The organism is Oceanitalea stevensii, from assembly GCF_014837105.1.
In the GTDB taxonomy this organism is placed as follows: Bacteria; Actinomycetota; Actinomycetes; order Actinomycetales; family Actinomycetaceae; genus Oceanitalea; species Oceanitalea stevensii.
On sequence record NZ_JACSPO010000001.1, the window covers coordinates 1,085,238 to 1,107,361 of the forward strand.

Genomic DNA, 22,124 nt, shown 5'->3' on the forward strand with positions numbered 1-22,124 from the left:
GATCATGCGGGGGCCCCCTCGACGGGACGCGCGGTCTGCAGGCTCTCGTCCTCGGGACGGTTCTCGCGCACCCACTCGACCTGTGCCTCGGTGGGGCCGGTGACCTCGCCGCGGTAGTAGGTGTCGTCGTCGGCGTCCTCGACCATCGGGTGGGGCGGGGCGAGCATGCCGGGCATGAGCGGGGCCAGGAGGTCCTGCTTCTCGTAGATGAGGCCCTCACGGGTGGGGCCGGTGAGCTCGTAGTCGTTGCCCATGGTCAGCGCCCGCGTGGGGCAGGCCTCGATGCAGTACCCGCAGAAGATGCAGCGCAGGTAGTTGATCTGGTAGACGCGGCCGTAGCGCTCCCCGGGGGAGTACTGGGCGTCGGGGCTGTTGTTGGCGCCCTCGACGAGGATCGCGTCCGCCGGGCACGCCCAGGCGCACAGCTCGCAGCCGATGCACTTCTCCAGGCCGTCCGCGTAGCGGTTGAGCTGGTGGCGGCCGTGGTAGCGCGGCTGCGTCGGCACCTTCTCGAACGGGTACTGCTCGGTGACCGTGGGCCGGAACATCGAGGAGAAGGTGACCCCGAAGCCGGCGACGGGTGCGAGGAGCTCGCCGACCGGGCCCTTCTTGTCGGGCTGGTAGTCCATGGGGAGCCGCTTGCCGACCTCCCCCCGGCGCTTCGAGGGCTTGGCAAGCTGCTTGCGCAGGTTCTCCTTGCCAGGCTCGTGGTCCTGCCGCTTACTCATCGGTGGCCTCCTGTGCAGGTGCCGACTTGGTCTGGGTCGCGGTGCCGGCCTCGGCGAGGCGGCGCCGCGGGGAGGGCGGGAGCTGCTGGCCCGGCATCGGCGGCACGGGGAAGCCGCCGGCGAAGGCGTCGAACTCGGAGTCGACGACGACGCCGTCAGCGCCCGTGGGCGCCGCCTCCTCGGCGTCGGGCTCCGTCTTCTTCTCCGGCCACACGAGGGTGAGGACGAGGATGACGACGAAGATCCCGGCGAGGACGAAGAGCATCGTGCGCAGGTCGATGTCGGAGAACTGGAGCAGCCCCTGGACGACGGCGACGGCGACGAGCCACGCGAGGGCGGCGGGGATGAGGATCTTCCAGCCGAGGTTCATGAACTGGTCGTAACGGAAGCGCAGGAGCGTGCCGCGCAGCCAGAACATGAAGAACATGACGAGCCAGATCTTGGCGATCAGCCACAGCGGCGGCCACCAGCCCTGGTTGAACATGCCGTCGTTGATCGTCGAGAGCGGCCAGGGGGCGCGCCAGCCGCCGAGGAAGAGGGTCGCGGCGACGGCGGAGACGTTGAACATGTTGATGTACTCGGCGAGGAAGAACCACGCGAACTTCATCGAGGAGTACTCGACCATGTGGCCGGCGACGAGCTCACCCTCGGCCTCGGGCAGGTCGAAGGGCAGACGGTTGACCTCACCGACCATCGACACGAGGTAGATGAGGAAGGCGGGCAGCAGGATGATCGCCCACCACACGCGGGTCTGGGACTCGACGATCTGGGACGTCGAGGCGGAGCCGGCGACGAGGAAGACCGAGGCGAGGGCCAGCGCCATGGCCAGCTCGTAGGAGATGACCTGCGCGGAGGAGCGCACGGCGCCCAGCAGCGGGAAGGTCGAGTTCGAGGACCAGCCGCCCAGGACGATGCCGTACACGCCCAGGGCGGTGATGCCGAGGATGTAGAGCACCGACACCGAGGAGTCGGCGAGCTGGAGCGGGGTCTCGATCCCGAAGATCGACACCTCGGGCCCGAAGGGGATGACCGCGTAGATGAGGAAGGCGCACAGCGCGGCGATGAACGGCGCGAGCAGGTAGACGAAGCGGTCGGCGCCCTTGAGGTTGATGTCCTCCTTGAGGAGCAGCTTCATCGCGTCGGCCGTCGACTGGAGCAGACCCATGGGGCCGTGCACGTTGGGGCCGGGCCGCGTCTGCATGCGCGCCAGGACCTTGCGCTCGGCCCAGATGGCGATGAGCACGAAGACCAGCAGCATGACGATGATCGCCACCGCCTTGATCACCCAGATCCACCAGGTGTCGTTGCTGAAGTCGGCGGTCGGGGCGGCCGTGGGGTCGCTGACCACCATGGGCGCGAACATCATCGCGTCACCTCCAGGTCGACGAGGGAGCCGGCGCCCGCGCCGAGCATCTCGTGCACGTGGGACCCCGGGGAGTTCTCCGGGACCCAGACGATGTCGTCGGACATCGTCGTGACGGCCAGCGGCAGGGTGATGCTACCGGCCGGGCCGCGAACGGTGACCGCGGTCCCGTCGACGGCACCGAGGCGGGCCGCGCGGTCCGCCGAGAGGCGCAGGACGGGGCGGTGGGCGGTGCCCGCGAGGTGCGGCTCACCGTCCTGGCCGCGGCCGGCGTCGAGCTGGAGCTTCCAGGTGGCCAGGACCGCCTGGTGCTCGCCCACCGCGGGGGCCGGCGCGGCGCTGACCGGTGCGGGGACGGGCGCCTGCGCGGGCTGCCACCCGGCGAGCTCGGTGAGCTGGGCGTGGACGTCGGCAAGCGTGCCGCAGCCCAGGCTCGTGCCCATCTCGGCCGCGAGGGCGTCCAGGACGCGCTGGTCGGCCATCTGGTGGGAGACGAGCACCTGCCCGAAGGGCCGGCGACGACCCTCCCAGTTGACGAAGGTGCCGCCCTTCTCGACGGGCGGGGCGACCGGCAGGACGACGTCGGCGTGCTCGGTGACCTCGCTGCGGCGCACCTCGAGCTGGACGACGACGCCGGCGGCGGCCAGCGCGCGCCGCGCGAGGGCCGGGTCCGGCAGGTCGCGCAGCTCGACGCCGCCGACGAGGAGGCCGCCGAGGCGTCCGGCGGCCGTGTCCTCGAGGATGGCGGTGAGGTCGCGTCCGGCGGCGGAGGGCAGGCGGTCCACGCCCCAGGCGGCCGCGACGTCGACGCGGGCCTCGGCGTCGGACACGTGCCGTCCCCCGGGCAGCAGGGCGGGCAGCAGCCCGGCCTCGACGGCGCCCCGCTCGCCGGCGCGGCGCGGCACCCAGGCCAGGCGCGCGCCGGTGCGGTCCACGAGACGCTCGACGGCGGTGAGGACGCCGGGCAGGGCACCGGCGCGCTCGCCCACGAGGACGACGGCGCCGGGCTCGGTGAGCGCGGTGGCGACCGCGGCGGCGGCGACCTCCGTGGCGTCGGGCGTGATGCTGTCGAGCACGGCTGCCTCGGCGCCGGGGACGGCCGGCAGCAGGGAGGCGCGCAGCTTGGTCGTGCCGCGGGTGGCGAAGGGCGCGACGGTGCTCACCGCGACGGTGCCGGCGAGGACGCCCTTGCGCAGGCGCAGGAACATCGTCCCGCTCTCCTCCTCCGGCTCGAGGCCGACGAGCAGGACGTGCCCGGCGTGCTCGAGGGCGGAGAAGGTGACGTCCGTCGGGGCGCCGGCGACCCGGCGCGCGAGGAAGTCGGCCTCCTCGGCGGAGGAGGGGCGGGCCCGGTGGTCGACGTCGTTGGTGCCGAGCACGGTCCGCGCGAAGCGGGACCAGGCGTAGGAGTCCTCGAGGGTGAGGCGGCCACCGGGCAGGACGCCGACGCCGCCGGCCGAGCGGGCGCGCTCAAGGCCGCGGGCGGCCAGGTGGAGCGCCTCGGACCAGCTCGTCTCGACGAGCTCACCGGTGTCCTCGTCCCGCACGAGCGGGTACTCCAGGCGGTCCGGCGCGGACTGCCAGGTGAAGGCGAAGCGGTCCTTGTCGGTGATCCACTCCTCGTTGACCTCGGCGTCGTCACCGGCGAGGCGGCGCACGACGACGCCGCGGCGGTGGTCGACGCGGATGGCCGAGCCACCGGCGTCGTGCTCCGCGACGGACTCCGTCGAGATGAGGTCGAAGGGGCGGGCACGGAAGCGGTAGGTCGCGGAGGTGAGCGCACCGACCGGGCAGATCTGGATCGTGTTGCCCGAGAAGTAGGAGGAGAACGGGCGTCCGGTCGTGTCGGTCTCGGCGACGCCGACGGGGCCGGCGGACAGGCCGACGACAACGCCGGGCTCCCCCTCGACGGGGCCGCTGAGGCCGCGGTCGGTGACGCGCTGCGCCTCGCCGCCCTCGTAGGCGAAGTCGAGGACGTCGGCGTCGAAGGTGCCGATCTGCGAGCCGTGCGTCGCGTGGACGTCGCGGCCCGGCGTGCCGCCGCCCCGGCCCTGGAGCGCGATGAACGGGTCACCGGCGATCTGGTCGGAGAAGCGGGTGCAGCGCTGGCACAGGATGCAGCGGTCGCGGTCGAGGAGGATCTCGCTGGAGATCTTCAGCGGCTTGGGGAAGGTCCGCTTGATGTCGACGAAGCGGGTGGTCGCCCGGCCGTTCGTCATCGCCTGGTTCTGCAGCGGGCACTCCCCGCCCTTGTCGCAGACGGGGCAGTCGAGCGGGTGGTTGATGAGGAGGAACTCGATCATCCCGTGCTGCGCCTTGTCGGCGACGGCGGAGGTGTGCTGGGTGGCGACGACCATGCCGGGGGTGGCCTCGAGCGTGCACGAGGTCTGCGGCTTGGGCATCGCGCGGAGGTTGCCCTCCCGGTCCGGGGTGGACACCTCGACGAGGCACTGGCGGCAGGCGCCGGCGGGCTTGAGCAGGGGGTGGTCGCAGAACCGCGGGATCTGGATGCCGACCTGCTCGGCCGCCCGGATGACGAGCGTGCCCTTGGGCACGTCCACCTCGACGCCGTCGATGGTGACGGTGAGGAGGTCGCGCTGCTCCGTCGTCGCGGGAGTGGAAGCCGTCGTCGTCATCGGGCACCTACTTCGGAGAACACGGCCGAGGCCTCGTACGGGAAGAGCTCGTGCGCGGGGGTGTGCGTGCCGGCCTCGAACTCCGAGCGGAAGTGCTTGATGCCGCTCTGGATCGGGACGGCGGACGCGTCGCCGAGCGCGCAGAAGGAGCGTCCGGCGATGTTCGCCGAGACGTCGAGGAGGAGGTCGATGTCGGTGGGCAGGCCCTTGCCCGCCTCCAGCCGGTGCATGACCTGCTTCATCCAGTACGTGCCCTCGCGGCAGGGGGTGCACTTGCCGCAGGACTCGTGCTGGTAGAAGTCCGTCCAGCGGGACACGACGCGGACCACCGAGACCGTCTCGTCGAAGACCATGAGCGAGCGGGTGCCGAGCATCGAGCCGGCCGCCCCCACGGACTCGTAGTCGAGCGGGACGTCGAGGTGCTCCTCGGTGAGGATCGGGCTCGAGGAGCCACCGGGGGTCCAGAACTTCAGGCGGTGCCCGGCGCGGATCCCGCCGGCCATGTCGATGAGCTCGCGCATCGTGATGCCGAGCGGCGCCTCGTACTGGCCGGGCCGGACGACGTGGCCGGACAGGGAGAACAGGCCGTGGCCGGCGGACTTCTCGGTGCCCATCGAGGAGAACCAGTCGGTGCCGCCGCGCAGGATGCCGGGGACCGAGGCGATCGACTCGACGTTGTTGACGACCGTCGGACGGGCGTAGAGGCCCGCGACCGCCGGGAACGGCGGCTTGAGGCGCGGCTGGCCGCGGCGGCCCTCGAGGGAGTCGAGCAGCGCCGTCTCCTCACCGCAGATGTAGGCGCCGGCGCCGGCGTGGACGGTGATCTCGAGGCTGTAGTCGCCGTTCGGGCCCAGGTTCGTCCCGATGAGACCCGCCTCGCGGGCCTCGCGGACCGCGGCCAGGAGGCGGCGGTAGACGTGGACGACCTCCCCGCGCAGGTAGATGAAGGCGTGGTTGCCGCCGATGGCGTAGGACGTGATCGCCACGCCCTCGATGAGGGCGTGCGGGTTGGCCATCATGAGCGGGACGTCCTTGCAGGCGCCCGGCTCGGACTCGTCGGCGTTGACGACGAGGTAGCGGGGACCGCCGTCGGGAGCCGGGAGGAAGGACCACTTGAGGCCGGTGGGGAAGCCGGCGCCGCCGCGGCCGCGCAGGCCGGAGCCCTTGACGGTCTCGACGACGTCGCCCGGGGCCATGTCCATGGCCGTGGCCAGGGCCTGGTAGCCGCCGCGGGAGCGGTAGGTCTCCAGGCTCCAGGAGCGCTCGGCGTCCCAGATGTCCGACAGGATCGGAGTCAGCTGCGTCTGGCTCACTGCTTTCCCTCCTCGGCCGTGGCGCCCTCGCCGGCCGGGCCACGCTTGCCCGCCGGGTCGGTGTCGTCAGGGGTGGTCGGCGGGCGCTCGGCGCTGCCGTAGGGGTTGGGGACGGTGCCGCCCTCGACGGCGCCGCCGCCTCGGGCCTCGTCGGTCGCGGGGGCGGTCCAGCCGCGCTCGCGGGACAGCTGCAGCCCGGCGAGGGTCGCCGGACCGGCGCCCACGCCCTCGTCCGCGCGGCCGTCCTCGAAGCCGGCGAGGACGTGGGAGATCTCCTTGAAGGTGCCGACGGTCGCCGCCCCACGCGTGGGGGTGACCGGGCGGCCGGCGCGCAGCTCGTCGACGAGCTCGATGGCCGACGTCGGGGTCTGGTTGTCGAAGAACTCCCAGTTGACGACGACGACGGGCGCGTAGTCGCAGGCCGCGTTGCACTCGACCTGCTCGAGGGTGATGACACCGTCCTCGGTGGTCTCGTCGTGGCCGATGCCGAGGTGCTCGGAGACCTTGTCGTAGATGATGTCGCCGCCCATGACGGCGCACAGCGCGTTCGTGCACACCCCGACCGTGTACTGGCCGTTGGGGTGGCGCTTGTACTGGGTGTAGAAGGTCGCGACCGCGGAGACCTCGGCGCGGGTGAGGCCGAGGAGCTCGGCGCACAGCGCGATGCCGCGGGCGCTGACGTAACCGTCCTCGGACTGGACGAGGTGCAGCATCGGCAGCAGGGCCGAGCGTGCCTGCGGGTAGCGGGAGATGATCTGCCCGGCCTCGCCGCGCAGCCGCTCCTCCACCTCGGGTGCGTACGTGGTGACGACGCTCATCAGCGGTCCACCCCTCCCAGGACAGGGTCGATCGAGGCCAGCGTGACGACGACGTCGGCCAGCTGGCCACCCTCGCTCATGATCGACGTCGACTGCAGGTTGGAGAAGGACGGGTCACGGAAGTGGGCCCGGTAGGGCCGCGTCCCGCCGTCGGAGACGAGGTGGACGCCCAGGACCCCGCGCGGGTGCTCGATGGTCTGGTACACCTGCCCGGCCGGGACCCGGAAGCCCTCGGTGACGAGCTTGAAGTGGTGGATGAGCGACTCCATCGAGGTGCCCATGATCTCGCGGATGTGGTCCAGGGAGTTGCCCTGGCCGTCGCTGCCGATCGACAGCTGCGCGGGCCAGGCGACCTTCTTGTCCGCGACCATGACCGGCCCGGGGGTGGCCTCGAGGCGCTCGAGGACCTGGTCGATGATCTTCATCGACTCGTAGCACTCGGCCCAGCGGACGCGCACGCGACCGAAGGCGTCGCAGCTGTCGTCGGTGATGACGTCGAAGTCGTAGGTCTCGTAGCCGCAGTACGGCGCGATGCGGCGCATGTCGAGCGGGTAGCCCGACGCGCGCAGCGCGGGGCCGGTGAGCCCGAGGGCCAGGCCGGCGGCCAGCGAGATGTGGCCGACGTCCTCGTGACGCAGCTTGTAGATGGGGTTGGCCATCGTGAGGTCCTGGAGCTCACCGATGTCGCGGCGCACCTTGGGGAGCAGCTCGCGGACCATCTCGATCGTGTCGGCCGGGATGTCCTGCGCCACGCCGCCGGGGCGGATGTAGGCGTGGTTCATCCGCAGGCCGGTGATGTGCTCGAGGATCCGCAGGATCTCCTCGCGGCCGCGGAAGCCGATCGTCATCATCGTCGTGGCGCCCAGCTCGTTACCGGCCGTGGCGATCGCGACGATGTGCGAGGCGATGCGGTTGAGCTCCATGACGAGGACCCGGATGAGGGTCGCGCGCGCCGGGATCTCGTCGGTGATGCCGAGGAGCTTCTCCACGCCGAGGCAGTAGGCGGCCTCCTGGAACAGCGGGGCGACGTAGTCCATGCGGGTGCAGAACGTCACGCCCTGGGTCCAGTTGCGGTACTCCATGTTCTTCTCGATACCGGTGTGCAGGTAGCCGGTACCGACGCGCAGCTCGTTGACGGTCTCACCCTCGATGTCGAGGATGAGCCGGAGCACGCCGTGGGTCGAGGGGTGCACCGGTCCCATGTTGACGACGATGCGCTCCTCGCCCAGGCGCTCGGCCTCGGCGGCGATGGCCGCCCAGTCGCCGCCGTCGGCGGTGAACTCGGGGCCGGTCTGCGAGTCGAGCGCGGGCCCGGTGGCGTGCAGGTTCGTGTGGTCGGCCATCAGCTGTAAGACCTCCGGGTGTCGGGCGGCGGGATCGTCCCGCCCTTGTACTCGACCGGGATCCCGCCCAGCGGGTAGTCCTTGCGCTGCGGGTGACCGACCCAGTCGTCGGGCATCGCGGTGCGCGCGAGGGAGGGGTGACCGTCGAAGACGATCCCCATGAGGTCCCAGGTCTCCCGCTCGTGCCAGTCGTTGCCGGGGTAGATGTCGACGATCGTCGGCACGTGGGGGTCGGCGTCGGCGACGGCCACCTCCAGGCGCAGCTGGCGGCCGTGGGTGAGGGAGATGAGGTGGTAGACGGCGTGGAGCTCGCGGTCGACGTCGGCCGGGAAGTGGACGCCCGAGACACCCATGCACAGCTCGAAGCGCAGGTCCTGGTCGTCACGCAGCCACTGGGCCACGCGGCGCAGGTGCTCGCGGGCGAGGAAGATCGTCAGCTCGCCGCGGTCGACGACGACCTTCTCGATCGCGCTGTCCGGGTCGACGCCGTCGGCCTCGAGGAGCTCGACGAGGATGTCGACGACCTCGTCGAACCAGCTGCCGTAGGGCCGCTCGGCGGCCGGCGGCATCGCGACGGTGGCGACGAGGCCACCGAAGCCGGAGGTGTCACCGCTGCCGTGGACGCCGAACATGCCGCGGCGGACGTCGACGACCTCCAGCGCGCGGCGCCCGCCGACGGGCCCGGCGGGGATGTTCTGCCCGGCGGCCTCGAGGGCCGCCTCGGTCGTCGACTGCGCGCCCGTCTCGCCGGTACCCGGCTTGACGACGTCGGCGGCGGACTTCTTCTCGTCCTCGCGCTCGCTCACGCCAGCAGCCCCTTCATCTGGTGGGTGGGAGTGGCGGCCAGCGCCGCCTCCTCCGCCGCACGGGCCACGGCCTCACGGTTGGCACCGAGGGGCTCGTGCTTGACCTGGTCGTGCAGCGCCATGATCGCGTTGATGAGCATCTCCGGCCGCGGCGGGCAGCCGGGCAGGTAGATGTCCACGGGCACGAGGTGGTCGACGCCCTGGATGATCGCGTAGTTGTTGAACATGCCGCCGCTGGAGGCGCACACGCCCATCGAGATGACCCACTTGGGGTCGGCCATCTGGTCGTAGATCTGCCGGACGACGGGCGCCATCTTCTGGCTCACGCGGCCCGAGACGATCATGAGGTCGGCGTGACGCGGGGACGCGCGGAAGACCTCCATGCCGAAGCGGGAGATGTCGAAGCGCGGGGTGCCTGCGGCCATCATCTCGATGGCGCAGCACGCCAGACCCATGGTGACCGGCCACATCGAGCCCTTGCGGGCCAGCCCGACGGCCTTCTCCACGGTCGTGAGCATGAACCCCGCTGGGAGCTTCTCTTCCAGACCCATGTTGTCCTCCTCAGTCCCACTCAAGGGCGCCGCGCCGCCACTCGTAGGCGAAAGGCACGGTGATGATGGCGATGAAAGCGAGCGCGGCGACGAGGCCGAAGGCGGCCAGCTCACTGAAGGCGATGGCCCACGGCACGAGGAAGATGACCTCGACGTCGAAGACGATGAAGGTCATGGCCACGAGGTAGTACTTGATGGGGAAGCGGCCGGCACCCGTGGCGCGCGGGGTGGCCTCCACACCGCACTCGTAGTTCGCGACCTTGATCCGGTTGTAGCGCTTGGGCCCGATGACCGCGCTCGCCGCGAGGCCGCCGATCGCCAGTGCGGCGGCTGCCGCCGCCATGACGAGGATGGGGACGAAGGGGTTCATCGTGCCTCCGTGGTTTCTCGGTACGCGGTGGGCGTGGCCCTCCGGCTGCTCGGGTGTCCGTCTCGCTGCCTCACGATGCGGGCACCGCCCTGCTCAGTGCCGCGATGAGCCTATCCATCCAGTCCCCGTCGCGGCGGTCGAAGCCGTCCGACAGGAGCTTCATGACGAAACGCATGAGGACGGGCCGTGGGAGACCGTACTTCACGCAGGCACGCATGATCTCCGGCCGCTCAATGAGGCGGGCGAAGACCTGGCCCATCGTGAAGTAGCCTCCCAGCTCGTCGGCGAGGATCGCCGGGTAGGTCCGCAGCGCCTTCTCCATCGCGTAGGGCGTGGTCCGGGCCAGGGCCTGGGAGACGACGTCGGCGGCGATCCGGCCGGACTGCATCGCGTAGGCGATGCCCTCGCCGTTGAAGGGGGAGACCATGCCGCCGGAGTCTCCGACGAGCAGCATCCCCTGGGAGTAGTGCGGCTTGCGGTTGAAGGCCATCGGCAGGGCGGCGCTGCGCAGCTCGCCCACCTGGTTCTCGGGGGTGAACTCCCACTCGGCGGGCGCATTGCGCATCCACGTCGCGAACAGGCCCTTGTAGTCGAGCTTCGTGGGCTTGGCGGTGGAGCTGAGCGAGCCGAGCCCGACGTTGACCGTGCCGTCGCCCAGGGCGAAGATCCAGCCGTAGCCCGGCATGAGGTTCGAGCGGCCCGGCTCCCCGTCCCACAGCTCCAGGTGCGACTCCATCATCGGGTCGTCGTGGCGCGGGCTCCTGAAGTAGGTGCGGATCGCGACGCCCATGGGGCGGTTGTCGTTCTTCTCGATGCCCATCGTCGTGGCCAGCCGGGCCGAGACGCCACCGGCGTCGACGACGATGCGGGCGTGGTAGGAGCGCTCCTCCCCCGTCCGCCGGCCCTTGGCGTCCACCGAGCGGGTGGTGACGCCGAGGATGCGGCCCGAGCGCTCGTGGCGCACGGGGCCGGTGACGGCCACGCCCTCGCGCAGCCGCGCACCGCTGGCGGCGGCGTGCCGGGCGAGGGTCTCGTCGAGATTCATCCGGGAGCGGGCCAGGCCGTAGGACGGCATCTCGGCGAGCTCGGGCCAGGGGATCTCGATGCGGTGGCCGGCGCCGTAGGTGCGCAGCCCCCAGTTGCGGATCCAGCCGTCGGACTCCTCGGTGGGCACGCCCATGCGGATGAGCTCGGCGACGGCGCGCGGGGTGAGGCCGTCGCCGCAGATCTTGTCGCGGGGGAAGGTGGCCTTCTCGAGGAGAAGGACGTCCAGGCCGGTCTGGGCGAGGTAGTGCGCGGTGGCCGATCCGGCGGGACCTGCGCCGACAACGATGACGTCGGCGTCATCGTGGGCTGCGCGCACGTCACCTCTCCTGGTTCGTCATGGTTGCTCACCGGCGTCCAGACGGCACCGTGATGCACCCGCAGTCTACAAAGTTCGCGACGCGCGAACCGCTTAGGGTGACCTAACCAGGCGCGGGGGGCGCGCCCTGGGACAATGCCCTCATGAGCCGAGCCGACCTGGACAAGCAGCCGCGTGAGGTGGCGAGGATGTTCGACGCCGTGGCCAAGCGCTACGACGTGACCAACGACATCCTCTCCCTGTGGCAGGACCGCGCGTGGCGCGTGGCCACCCGGCGCGCGGTCGCTGCCGAGCCGGGCATGCGGGTCCTGGACCTCGCCGCGGGCACCGGCACCTCCAGCGAGGCCTACGCGGACGCCGGCGTCGCCGTCGTCCCCTGCGACTTCTCCACCGGCATGGTCGGGGTGGGCAAGCGCCGCCGTCCCGACCTCAGCTTCGTCGCCGGTGACGCGACGAGGCTCCCCTTCGCCGACGAGTCCTTCGACGTCGTGACGATCTCCTTCGGGCTGCGCAACGTCGTCGACACCGACCTCGCACTGCGGGAGATGCGGCGCGTGACGCGGCCCGGCGGGCGCCTGGTCATCTGCGAGTTCTCCCGGCCCACCTTCGGGCCCTTCCGCGTGCTGTACAGCTTCTACCTCACCCAGGTGCTCCCCCGGGTGGCGCGGCTGGTGTCCTCCAACACCGACGCCTACGGCTACCTCGCCGAGTCGATCACCGACTGGCCCGACCAGCGCGGCCTGGCGGACCTCGTGGCCGGCGCGGGCTGGCGCTCGGTGGGCTACCGCAACCTCTCCGGCGGCATCGTCGCGCTCCACCGCGCGACCCGCTGAGGACCGCCACGATGTCGTCCGCACCCGCCGGGGACCCGGCGCCCGTCCCCCTGCTCGCCCGGACCGTCCCCATCGCGGACCCCGGCGACCTCCTCGACCTCCTCCCCCGCCCCGACGTCACGACGACGGCGAGCTGGGTCCGCCGCGGTGACGGGCTCGTCGGCTGGGGCGTGGCCGCCCGCGTGGACACCTCCGGCGCGACGCGGATGATCGACGCCGACGCGTGGTGGCGCCGGACGGCCGACGCGATGGTCGTGCGCGACGCCGTCGGGGTGCCGGGCACCGGACCGGTCGCCTTCGGCTCCTTCGCCTTCTCCCGCCGCTCGCAGGCGGGCGGCACGCTCGTCGTCCCGCGCGTCGTCGTCGGCCGCCGCGAGGGCCGCAGCTGGCTCACCGTCGTCGGCCCGGCGGGGCTGGGCCCGAACCCCTCGCTCGCCCACAGCCGCGGCGACGTCGTCCCCGTCACCGGGCCCGGCGAGGTCACCTTCGCCGACGGCGCCCTCACGAGCGCGCAGTGGCAGGAGGCGGTCGCCGAGGTCGTCGACGCCATCCGTGCCGGCACGGTGGAGAAGGTCGTCATGGCCCGTGACGTCGTGGCCCGCACGAGCGCCGACGTCGACGTCCGCCACCTCCTGCGCAACCTCGCCGACCAGTACCCCACGTGCTGGACCTTCGCCGTCGACGCGCTCGTGGGCGCGACCCCCGAGCTCCTCGTGCGCCGCGACCAGGGCCTCGTGGCCTGCCGGGTCCTCGCCGGGACGATCCAGCGCACCGGTGACGACGCCGCGGACCTGCGTCACGCGGCGGAGCTCGCCCGCTCCTCCAAGGACCTGGGCGAGCACGAGCTCGCGGTCCAGTCCGTCGCCGAGGCGCTGGGGCCGTACTGCTCGAGCTTCAACGTGCCCGACTCGCCCTTCGTCCTCCACCTGCCCAACGTCATGCACCTGGCCAGCGACGTCACCGGCGTCGTCGACCGGCAGACCGCGCCGAGCTCGCTCGCGCTCGCGGCGGCGCTGCACCCGACGGCCGCCGTGGGCGGGACGCCGACGCCGCGCGCCGTCGAGGTGCTCGCCGAGACCGAGCGGATGGACCGTGGCCGCTACGCCGGCCCCGTCGGCTGGATGGGCGCCGACGGCGACGGCGAGTGGGGCATCGCACTGCGCTCCGGGGAGGTCACCGGCCCGCGCTCGGTGCGCCTGTTCGCCGGCTGCGGGATCGTCGCCGCCTCCGACCCGGCGGCCGAGGTCCGCGAGTCGGAGGCCAAGCTCCGTCCCATGCGCAGCGCCCTCACCACCTGACCCCCACCCCGAACGACATCGCATATGGGTGAAAATTGCGGCCGATGCTGAGCGTCGGCCGCGATCTTCACCCATATGCGCGTCGGGTGGGGGCGGGTTCTCAGGCGGTGGGGGTCTGCCTGGTCGCCAGGGTGACGTCGACCTGGGTGAGCTCGCCGTCGCGGACGACGTCGATGGTCGCCTCGTCGCCGGAGGAGTACTGGCGGACGTAGCCGGTGAGGGCGGCGGAGCCGTCGACGGCGCGGTCGTCGATCGCGGTGACGACGTCGCCGCGCTGCAGGCCCGCCTCCGCGGCGGGCGAGCCGTCCTCGACCTGCTCGACGCGGGCGCCGGCGCGCGTGACGCCGTCGACCTCGGCCGTCGTGTCGGTGAGCCCGACGCCGAGGAAGGCGTGCTCGACGCTGCCGTCCTCGACGAGCTGCTGGGCGACGTCGGCGGCCTGGTCCACCGGGATCGCGAAGCCGAGCCCGATGCTCCCGGACTGCCCGCCACCGCCGGAGAGCGTGGCGATCGAGCTGTTGATGCCGATGACCTGCCCCTTCGCGTCGAAGAGAGGGCCGCCGGAGTTGCCGGGGTTGACCGCGGCGTCGATCTGGATCGCGTTCGTCACGACGGACTGCGTGCGGCTCTGGGTGACGACCGGGCGGTCGAGGGCGGAGATGATGCCGGTGGTGGCCGTCGAGTCCAGCCCGAGCGGGTTGCCGACCGCGAGGACGGCCTGGCCGACGGCGAGGTCGGCGGAGCTGCCGAGGGTGGCCGGGGAGAGGTCGGCCGGCGGGTCGACGAGCCGGACGACGGCGAGGTCGGTCGTCTCGTCCTGGCCCACGAGCTCGGCCTCGTAGAGGCGGCCGTCGGCCAGCGAGACGGTGATCTCGCGAGCGCCGTCGACGACGTGGCTGTTGGTGAGGACGTGCCCCTCGTCGTCGATGACGACGCCGGAGCCCTGGCCCTGCCCGGACGCGGTCGTGACGTCGATGGCGACGACCGACTCGCGCACGGCGGCGGTGACCGCCTGCCAGTCCGGGGTGGCCGACGTCGAGCTGGCGGGGACGACCTGCGTGGGCGCCGCCGCCGTCGGGGTGTCGAGCGCGGGCGAGTCGAAGGCGCCGGTGACGGTGGCCGTGCCGAGGCTCGCGAGGAGCGCGGCGGTCGCGGCGGTGCCGCCGAGGGCGGCCCAGCCGCGGCGGCGGCCGTGCGGGAGCACGCGCGTCGCGCGGCGCTCGGCCAGCTCGTCGACGGAGGGCACCCGGGTCGCGGGGTCGGGGGCGGGAAGGGTGGGGGTGCCCAGGAGCATGGCGTCGACCTCCGCCTGCTCGCGGGCGGCCCGCTCGTCGCGGGCGATGTGGGCGTCGCGTCGCGCGTCGCCGGTGCTGCCGAAGTGGGTCATGGTGGTCCTCCTGGGTTGCGTGCTTCCCCCAGGGAACACCGCGGACCTTGTCCGGCTCTGGGTGGCACCTGGGAGCTTCCTGGGTGGCGCGCCGCGCGTCCCCCGCGGATACGATCGGGGCCGGACGACCGGGCGAGGAGGACGGGTGCGACGGACCAGGCGGCACCGCGTCGAGCGGCTCTCCGTCGACGGCACCAGCCGTCCGCGCAGCGACGTCCTCGCCGGTGAGGAGCCGATGGAGCTGCGCGTGGACGGCGCCGCGTGGACCGTCACCATGCGCACCCCGGGCGACGACTTCGACCTCGCGCTGGGCTTCCTCGTCTCCGAGGGCGTGGTGTGGGACGCGGAGCAGGTGGCCGGCGTCGCCTACGGTCCGGGGGTCAACCCGGACGGCACCCGGAGCTACAACATCGTCGACGTCCGCCTCTCCCCGGGAGTCGCACCGCCAGGCACCTCCCACGAGCGCCACGTCTACACCTCCAGCGCGTGCGGCATCTGCGGCACGTCGTCGATCGACGCCGTCACCCGCGCCTCCCGCTTCCCCGTCGCCGACGACGTCCGCGTGCCGCTCCCCGAGCTGCTCGCCATGACCGACCGCATCCGCAGCGAGCAGCGGCTCTTCGCCGAGACGGGCGGGGTCCACGCGGCGGGGCTCTTCGCCGTCGCGGACGACGGGCGGGCCGAGCTGCTGTGCCTGCGCGAGGACGTGGGCCGGCACAACGCCGTCGACAAGGTCGTGGGCTGGGCGCTCCGCGAGCAGGGCCTGCCGCTGCGCCGCTGCGTGCTCCAGGTCTCCGGCCGGGCGTCCTTCGAGCTCGTCCAGAAGGCGCACATGGCGGGGATCGCGGTGCTGTCCGCGGTCAGCGCGCCCTCGGCGATGTCGGTGGAGCTCGCGGCGGGGGTGGGGATGACCCTCGTGGGCTTCAGCCGCGGCGACTCCGCCAACGTCTACGCCGGCCGCGAGCGCATCGTCACCTGACAGGGGCCCCACGCCCTCGTCGCGCCCCCGCGCCCCCGCGCCCCCGCGCCCCGCGCCCCGCGCCCAGCTTGGGTCGCCCTTCCCGATCAAGCGTCGCCCGTCCTGGCGCGTCGGGGTGAGCCGGAGGTGCGACGCATCGTGGGGCGCGCTGCGCCTACGCCGTCTGGGCGTCGCGGTGCTCCGCCTCGGCGTCGTCCTCGGGGCGGCGCGGGCGGGTGCGGTGGGAGAAGTAGAGACCCAGGGCCGCGAGGGTGAGGCCGCCGATGAGGTTGCCGACGAGCACGGGGACCTGGTTCCACAGCCACCAGTCGTCGATCCCGATCGGGGCGCCGAGCATCATCCCGGTGGGGATGACGAAGAAGTTGACGACGGCGTGCTCGTAGCCGAGGGCGAAGAAGGTGAGGATCGGCATCCAGATCGCGAGGATCTTCCCGGCCAGGCTCGTGGAGGCGAAACCCATGATGACGCCCAGGGCCACGAGCCAGTTGCACAGCACGGCGCTGAGCACGGCCCAGGTGAGCCCGGTCGCCGGGCCGGCCTCCTCGTAGCGCAGCGTCTTGTCGACGGCGAGGTCGACGAGGGCCTGCGCGGTGGGCTCGTCGGTGATCGTCCCCATCCCGGTGAGGACCGCGCTGATCATCCAGCCGGCGGCCAGGCCGCCGACGAGGTGCCCGACGACGAGCCACCAGAACACGCGCAGACAGCCGGCGAGGCTGACGCGCCGCTCGAGCACGGCCACCGGCACGACGCCGAAGGCACCGGTGACGAGCTCAAGACCGAGGAGGACGACGAGCGTGAGCCCGATCGGGAAGAGGAGCGAGCCGAGCACGAGGACGCCGGTCTGCACCTGGACCATGACCGCGAGGGTGGTCGCGGCACCGAGGAGGTAGGTGGCGAGCACGGCGCGCAGCACGAGCTGCCACGCGGGCAGGGCGACCTTCTTCTCCCCGGCCGGCCCGATCGCGTCGACGATCCCGAGAGGGGCGACGGCGTCGCTCACGCGGTTCCCTCCCCCCGCGGCGTGAACCGCACCTCCTCACCACGCTCCACACGCTCGCGCTGGGGCACCACCGTGTACTTCGGGTCGCGTGCCGAGGCCTGACCGGCCTCGAAGACGCCCATCCGGGTGCAGAAGGACCCTGCCGCGAGCGCCGCGCCGCTGAGGACCGACGCCCACCGGCGCCGCCCGCCGAGCAGCGTGCCGACGGCGCCGGCCACCGTGAACGCCTTGGCGGCCCGCATGTAGCGGCCTCCGGTGCCGGTGTGGAGCGGCTCCGCCATCAGCCCCATCGAGCGCTCCATCACCTGCTCGGCGACGAGCTCGACGACGGCGCCCGCCGCGGCCAGCCGCCGGGCGGGGCCCGCCTGGGCCACGGGCGTCGCGACCATGGCCACGCCGCCGGACGCGGCCGCCGCGGACGCGCAGAAGACGAACGGCAACTCCCGATACCCGGCCTTCCACGTGGGCGTGGAGGTGTCGGACAGGAGCACGGCGGTGTAGGCGGCCACCGGCGGGGCGGTGAGAGCCGCGAGCACGCCCGCGGGACCGGAGACCGTGCGCAGCAGGCGCACCGGCCCGGAGTCGAGCCCGGCGACACGCACCATCTCGTCGAGGGCGACGACGCCGGCGGGGGCGCCGTAGATGCTCAGCAGCCAGGTCCCGACGGACATCGGCGAGGTGAGCTTGACCGTGCGCAGCATGTTGAGGAAACGCTCCGGGCGGCCGAGGTCGCTCACCAGCGCGCCGAGGCTGACACCCAGCGCGCCCGCGGCGGTGAGGCGCCCCGCCCGCCGCAGCGCCGGACGCCCGGTGAGCTGGGCGCCGGCGGCGAGGAGCGAGGACCCGGCCGCGACCCCGCCCGCGAACATGTACAGCGGGATGCGCACGTCCCACGGCGCCGGCTTGACCACCTGGCGTCCGTAGTAGGACGTGAACTGCGCCTCCGGCACCGGCTGCTGGTCGGAGCGGTCCCGACGGGTGCGCGGACGGCGCCCGCCGACGTGCGTCGTCGTCATCGCTTCCCCAGGAAGGCGAGCGCCGCACCGGCGAGCAGCGCCCCGGCGGCGGCGGTGGCGCGGTTGAACATCTGCGGCAGGTCGCGGGTGGGGACGACGGGGTCGGGCGGCAGGCCGTAGACCTCCGGCTCGTCGAGGAGGAGGAAGAAGGCGCCGGTGCCGCCGACGCCGTCGTTCGGGTCGTGGCCGTAGAGGCGGGCCTCGGCCACGCCCTGCTCGTGGAGCTCCGCGCGGCGGCGCTCGGCGCGCTCGCGCAGCTCGTCGACGTCGCCGTACTGGATCGACTGGGTGGGGCAGGCCTGCGCGCAGGCGGGCTGGAGGCCGTCCCCGAGGCGGTCGTAGCAGAGGGTGCACTTCTGGGCGATGCCGACGTTGAGCGCCCCGGCCGGGCCGCGGCGCCGCTCGATGACCCCGTACGGGCAGGCCGGCACGCAGTAGCCGCAGCCGTTGCACACGTCGTCCTGGACGACGACGGTGCCGAACTCGGTGCGGAACAGGGCGCCGGTGGGGCACACGTCCAGGCACCCGGCGTGCGTGCAGTGCTTGCACACGTTGGAGGACATCAGCCAGCGGAAGTCGGCCTGCGCCCCCTCCTCGTCCGCCATCTGGGGACCGGAGCCGTCGGGGCCGCCCGTGTCGGTCTGCGGGGAGGTGGCGACGGTGCCGGGCGGCATGCTCGTGCCCTGGCCCCCGGTGGGGGCGGGCGGACCGCTGCCGGGCATGCCGAGGTTGACGGTGGGCCGCTGCTGCTCGATGAAGGCGACGTGGCGCCAGGTGTTGGCGCCGAGCGAGCCGGTGTTGTCGAACGACTGGCCGAGGAGGTCGAAGTCCTCCCCGCCCGGGACGAGGTTCCACTCCTTGCAGGCGACCTCGCAGGCCTTGCAGCCGATGCACACGCTCGTGTCGGTGAAGAAGCCCTTGCGCGGCGGCGGGTCCTCGTAGCCGGCGTCGAGCGCCGGGTCGACCGGCCCGAACAGGCTGTTCGCCATCATGGGCTCCCTTCGGCTGGTCCGGCTGGGGTGTCCTCGGAGACGTCGGAGCGGACGACGGCCCGGGGGTCGGCCGTGACGATCGGCCGCTCGACGTCCGTGCCTGCGCGGGCACGGTACCCCTCGAGCATCTCGAGGAGGGCCGGTCCCCGAGGACGGCGTCCGGGCAGCACGTCGCAGGTGCCGGCCTTGGTCTCCTGGATGAGGACGTTGGGGTCCAGGCTGATGCCGAACAGGTCGTTGGCGGCGTCACCGGTCACCAGGCCCCGGCTACCCCAGTGGTAGGGCAGCCAGACCTGGTGGACGGTGCGGCCCGCCACCCGCAGCGGACGCAGCCGGTCGGTGACGACGACGCGCCCCTCGACGGCGGCGCGCGCGGTGACGACGTGGCACCAGCCCAGGTGCTCCAGCCCTCGCTCCTCGGCCAGCACCGGGGACACCTCGACGAACATCTCCGGCTGGAGCTCGGCGAGGTACGCCAGGGTGCGGCTCATCCCGCCGGCGGTGTGGTGCTCGGTGAGCCGGCTCGTCGTGAAGACGAACGGGAAGATCTCGCTGCCGCCGCCCGGCGGGCTCGGGTTCATCGGGTTGATCGGCTCGCGGTACTCGATGCGGGTGGGGTTGGCCTGCTGGCCGTACAACGAGTTGCGGAAGGGCGACTCGACCGGCTCGTAGTGGGTGGGCAACGGGCCGTCGACGAGGCCCGAGGGGACGAACAGCGCGCCGCGGCCGTCGCCCTGCATGATGAAGGCGTCGGTGCCGTCGATCGCCTCGACGCCGGTGGCCCCGGCCTCGTGGCGGTAGGTGGGCGGCTTGGTCCGCTCGAAGTCGGGGATGTCGTGGCCGGTCCACTCCCCCTTCTCCTCGTCCCACCACACGTAGGCCTTGCGCTCGCTCCACGGCCGGCCCTCGGGGTCGGCCGAGGCACGGTTGTAGAGGATGCGACGGTTGGCCGGCCACACCCAGCCCCACTCCAGCGCCACCCAGTCCTGGTCGCGGCCGGGCTTGCGCCGGGCGGCCTGGTTGACGCCGTCGGCGAAGACACCCGTGTAGATCCAGCAGCCGCCCACGGTGGTGCCGTCGCCGCGCAGCTCGGTGAAGCTCGACAGCGGGCGGCCGGTGGCGACCTCGTAGCCGTTGATCTCCTTGAGGACGGCCTCGGCGCTGGGCTCGTCGTGCTCGCCGTGCACGGGGTAGTCCCAGGCGAGGTCGAGGAGCGGGCGGTCGCGCTCGAGGTTCTCCTCCGCCAAGCGCTCCCGCATGATCCGGCCCAGGTGGTAGAAGAACCACAGCTCCGAGCGGCAGTCCCCGGTGGGCTCGACGGCCTTCTCCCGCCACTGGAGCATGCGCTGGGTCTGGGTGAAGGTGCCCTCCTTCTCCACGTGGGAGGCGGCGGGCAGGAGGAAGACCTCGGTGGGGCACTCCTCGGTGACGATCTCCCCGGTCTCGATCTCCGGGGAGTCCTTCCAGAAGCTCGCGCTCTCGATCTCGTACAGGTCGCGCACGACGAGCCAGTCGAGGTTCGCCATGCCCAGCCGCTGGGCCCTGCCGTGGGCGGAGCCCACCGCCGGGTTCTGGCCCAGGAGGAAGTAGCCCTTGACCTTCCCCTCGATCATGTCGAGGACGGTGCGGTAGGTGCCGTGGTCACCGGTGATCCGGGGCATGTAGTTGTAGGCGAAGTCGTTCTCCGCGGTGGCGTGCTCGCCCCAGTACGCCTTGAGCAGGCTCGCGGCGTACGCGGAGGCGTTGCCCCAGTAGCCCTTGGCACCGGGCATCGACATGCTCTCCACCCAGCTGGCGTAGTCGGGGTGGGAGGAGGCGTTGGGCATCTCGAGGTAGCCCGGCAGCAGGTTGAACAGGGTGGGGATGTCGGTGGAGCCCTGGATGCTCGCGTGGCCGCGCAGCGCCATGATCCCGCCGCCCGGCCGGCCCATGTTCCCGAGCAGCAGCTGGAGGATGGAACCGGTACGGATGTACTGGGCTCCGACGCTGTGCTGGGTCCAGCCCACGCTGTAGACGAGCGCGGTGGTCCGCTCCCGTCCGGACGCGGCGACCCACGCCTCGGCCACCTCGTGGAACTGCTCCGGGGAGATGCCGCAGGTCTCGGCGACGAGCTCGGGGGTGTAGCGGGAGAAGTGCCGCTTGAGCACCTGGTAGACGGTGCGCGGGTGGCGCAGCGTCTCGTCACGCTCGGGCTCCTCGGGGACGGGCATGCCGTGCGACTCGTGCTGGAGGCCCGAGGCGGTGGCCCGGTCCTCGGCGACCTCGTCCTCGTCCTGGCCCGCGCCCTCGGCCCCGGCGTACTGCCAGGTGGTCGTGTCGTAGGTGCGGGTCTCGGGGTCGAAGCCGGAGAACAGGCCGTCGAGGTCCTCGGTGTCGAGGTAGTCCTCGGAGATGATCGACGCCGCGTTCGTGTACGCGAGGACGTACTCGCGGAAGTCGAGCTCGTTCTGCAGGACGTAGTTGATGATCGCGCCGAGGAACACGATGTCGGTGCCCACCCGGATCGGGACGAAGGTGTGCGCGAGCGCGCTCGTCCGCGTGAACCTGGGGTCGATGTGGATGATCTTGGCGCCGCGCCGCTTGGCCTCCATCACCCACTGGAAGCCCACCGGGTGGGCCTCGGCCATGTTCGAGCCCTGGATGATGATGCAGTCCGCGTTCGCGAGGTCCTGCTGGAAACCGGTCGCACCGCCCCGGCCGAAGCTGGTCCCCAGACCGGGGACCGTGGCGGAGTGTCAAATACGGGCCTGGTTCTCGATCTGCACCGCGCCCATCGCGGTGAAGAGCTTCTTGATGAGGTAGTTCTCCTCGTTGTCCAGGGTGGCGCCGCCGAGGGCCGCGATGCCCATGGTGCGGCGCAGGTGCCGCCCCTCGGCGTCGGTCTGCTGCCAGGTGGCCGCCCGGGTGGTGAGGACGCGGTCGGCGATCATCTCCATCGCCGTGTCGAGGTCGAGGTCCTCCCACTCGGTGCCGTAGGGGCGCCGGTAGCGGATCGTCTCGAGGCGGTCGGGGCTGGTGACCAGGCTCTTGCTCGCCGAGCCCTTGGGGCACAGCCGCCCGCGGGAGATCGGGCTGTCCGGGTCGCCCTCGATCTGGATGACCTTCTCGTCCTTGACGAAGACCCGCTGCCCGCAGCCGACGGCGCAGTACGGGCAGACGCTGCGGGCGACGCGGTCGGCGGTGGCGGTGCGGGGCGTGATCTGGTCGGTCTTGCGGGACCGCGCGGCCTTGCCCCGGCCCAGCACGTCGGGGCCGGTCAGCTGTCGCAGCACCGGCCAGCCGAGGAATGCCGCCATCTTCGCCCCCCTTCGCGTGGTCCCGGTCACCG

At 72.4% G+C, this 22,124-nt stretch carries 18 protein-coding genes; 3 read left to right on the top strand and 15 right to left on the bottom strand.

All coding sequences use genetic code 11. The features are described from left to right. Window positions 1-2 precede the first annotated feature (2 nt). The 10 genes from nuoI to H9624_RS05060 form a co-directional block, all read right to left on the bottom strand. Window positions 3-629 carry an NADH-quinone oxidoreductase subunit NuoI gene (nuoI, locus tag H9624_RS05015; RefSeq protein ID WP_251839008.1) on the bottom strand — a complete coding sequence of 209 codons (627 nt, stop codon included), beginning with the start codon at window positions 627-629 and terminating at the stop codon, window positions 3-5. A 91-nt stretch (window positions 630-720) separates the two neighbouring features. Continuing rightward, window positions 721-2,091, bottom strand: coding sequence for an NADH-quinone oxidoreductase subunit NuoH (nuoH, locus tag H9624_RS05020; protein ID WP_504740242.1), 1,371 nt, complete (start codon window positions 2,089-2,091; stop codon window positions 721-723). After that, window positions 2,091-4,727, bottom strand: a complete 2,637-nt coding sequence (locus H9624_RS05025) for an NADH-quinone oxidoreductase subunit G (protein ID WP_251838751.1) — start codon at window positions 4,725-4,727, stop codon at window positions 2,091-2,093. Before H9624_RS05025 ends, nuoH begins: the two co-directional genes overlap by 1 nt. Continuing rightward, complete coding sequence (gene nuoF / locus H9624_RS05030; protein WP_251838752.1) at window positions 4,724-6,040, bottom strand: NADH-quinone oxidoreductase subunit NuoF; 1,317 nt, start codon at window positions 6,038-6,040, stop codon at window positions 4,724-4,726. Before nuoF ends, H9624_RS05025 begins: the two co-directional genes overlap by 4 nt. Further along, on the bottom strand, window positions 6,037-6,858 hold the full coding sequence (nuoE, locus tag H9624_RS05035; protein WP_251838753.1) for an NADH-quinone oxidoreductase subunit NuoE: 822 nt from the start codon (window positions 6,856-6,858) through the stop codon (window positions 6,037-6,039). The genes nuoF and nuoE overlap by 4 nt, the downstream gene beginning before the upstream one ends. Beyond that, a complete protein-coding gene (locus H9624_RS05040; protein WP_251838754.1) occupies window positions 6,858-8,201 on the bottom strand; it encodes an NADH-quinone oxidoreductase subunit D in 1,344 nt (447 codons plus the stop codon). Before H9624_RS05040 ends, nuoE begins: the two co-directional genes overlap by 1 nt. Next, window positions 8,201-9,007, bottom strand: a complete 807-nt coding sequence (locus H9624_RS05045; RefSeq protein ID WP_372435098.1) for an NADH-quinone oxidoreductase subunit C — start codon at window positions 9,005-9,007, stop codon at window positions 8,201-8,203. Before H9624_RS05045 ends, H9624_RS05040 begins: the two co-directional genes overlap by 1 nt. Beyond that, window positions 9,004-9,558 (bottom strand): NuoB/complex I 20 kDa subunit family protein, encoded by a 555-nt coding sequence (locus H9624_RS05050; protein WP_251304085.1) that lies wholly within the window; start codon window positions 9,556-9,558, stop codon window positions 9,004-9,006. Before H9624_RS05050 ends, H9624_RS05045 begins: the two co-directional genes overlap by 4 nt. 10 nt (window positions 9,559-9,568) lie before the next feature. Then, window positions 9,569-9,928, bottom strand: a complete 360-nt coding sequence (locus H9624_RS05055) for an NADH-quinone oxidoreductase subunit A (protein WP_251838755.1) — start codon at window positions 9,926-9,928, stop codon at window positions 9,569-9,571. Window positions 9,929-9,998: 70 nt separating this feature from the next. Next, window positions 9,999-11,291, bottom strand: a complete 1,293-nt coding sequence (locus tag H9624_RS05060) for a geranylgeranyl reductase family protein (RefSeq protein WP_251838756.1) — start codon at window positions 11,289-11,291, stop codon at window positions 9,999-10,001. 143 nt (window positions 11,292-11,434) lie between these two features. On the opposite strand from H9624_RS05060, the gene H9624_RS05065 reads away from it, so the two are divergent. Together H9624_RS05065 and H9624_RS05070 are read left to right on the top strand one after the other, a co-directional pair. Continuing rightward, window positions 11,435-12,124 carry a demethylmenaquinone methyltransferase gene (locus H9624_RS05065; protein WP_251838757.1) on the top strand — a complete coding sequence of 230 codons (690 nt, stop codon included), beginning with the start codon at window positions 11,435-11,437 and terminating at the stop codon, window positions 12,122-12,124. An 11-nt stretch (window positions 12,125-12,135) separates the two neighbouring features. Then, on the top strand, window positions 12,136-13,422 hold the full coding sequence (locus H9624_RS05070) for an isochorismate synthase (protein ID WP_251838758.1): 1,287 nt from the start codon (window positions 12,136-12,138) through the stop codon (window positions 13,420-13,422). Window positions 13,423-13,522: 100 nt separating this feature from the next. On the opposite strand, the gene H9624_RS05075 is transcribed toward H9624_RS05070, so the two are convergent. Beyond that, window positions 13,523-14,809: a S1C family serine protease gene (locus H9624_RS05075; RefSeq protein WP_251838759.1), complete on the bottom strand. Its 1,287-nt coding sequence runs from the start codon at window positions 14,807-14,809 to the stop codon at window positions 13,523-13,525. Window positions 14,810-14,954: 145 nt separating this feature from the next. On the opposite strand from H9624_RS05075, the gene fdhD reads away from it, so the two are divergent. Next, window positions 14,955-15,788 carry a formate dehydrogenase accessory sulfurtransferase FdhD gene (gene fdhD / locus H9624_RS05080; RefSeq protein ID WP_251838760.1) on the top strand — a complete coding sequence of 278 codons (834 nt, stop codon included), beginning with the start codon at window positions 14,955-14,957 and terminating at the stop codon, window positions 15,786-15,788. A 154-nt stretch (window positions 15,789-15,942) separates the two neighbouring features. Here the strand turns inward: fdhD and H9624_RS05085 are convergent, their stop codons facing one another. Genes H9624_RS05085 through fdh form a run of 4 tightly spaced genes read right to left on the bottom strand, consistent with a single transcriptional unit; the run spans window position 15,943 to window position 22,092 of the window. Then, complete coding sequence (locus H9624_RS05085) at window positions 15,943-16,788, bottom strand: formate/nitrite transporter family protein (RefSeq protein WP_251838761.1); 846 nt, start codon at window positions 16,786-16,788, stop codon at window positions 15,943-15,945. Further along, window positions 16,785-17,804 carry an NrfD/PsrC family molybdoenzyme membrane anchor subunit gene (gene nrfD / locus H9624_RS05090; protein ID WP_251838762.1) on the bottom strand — a complete coding sequence of 340 codons (1,020 nt, stop codon included), beginning with the start codon at window positions 17,802-17,804 and terminating at the stop codon, window positions 16,785-16,787. Before nrfD ends, H9624_RS05085 begins: the two co-directional genes overlap by 4 nt. Next, the gene (locus H9624_RS05095; RefSeq protein WP_504740231.1) at window positions 17,801-18,796 is read right to left on the bottom strand and encodes a 4Fe-4S dicluster domain-containing protein; all 996 of its coding nucleotides are present in this window, start codon (window positions 18,794-18,796) and stop codon (window positions 17,801-17,803) included. The genes nrfD and H9624_RS05095 overlap by 4 nt, the downstream gene beginning before the upstream one ends. Further along, complete coding sequence (gene fdh / locus H9624_RS05100) at window positions 18,793-22,092, bottom strand: formate dehydrogenase (protein ID WP_251838764.1); 3,300 nt, start codon at window positions 22,090-22,092, stop codon at window positions 18,793-18,795. The genes H9624_RS05095 and fdh overlap by 4 nt, the downstream gene beginning before the upstream one ends. Window positions 22,093-22,124: the final 32 nt, after the last annotated feature.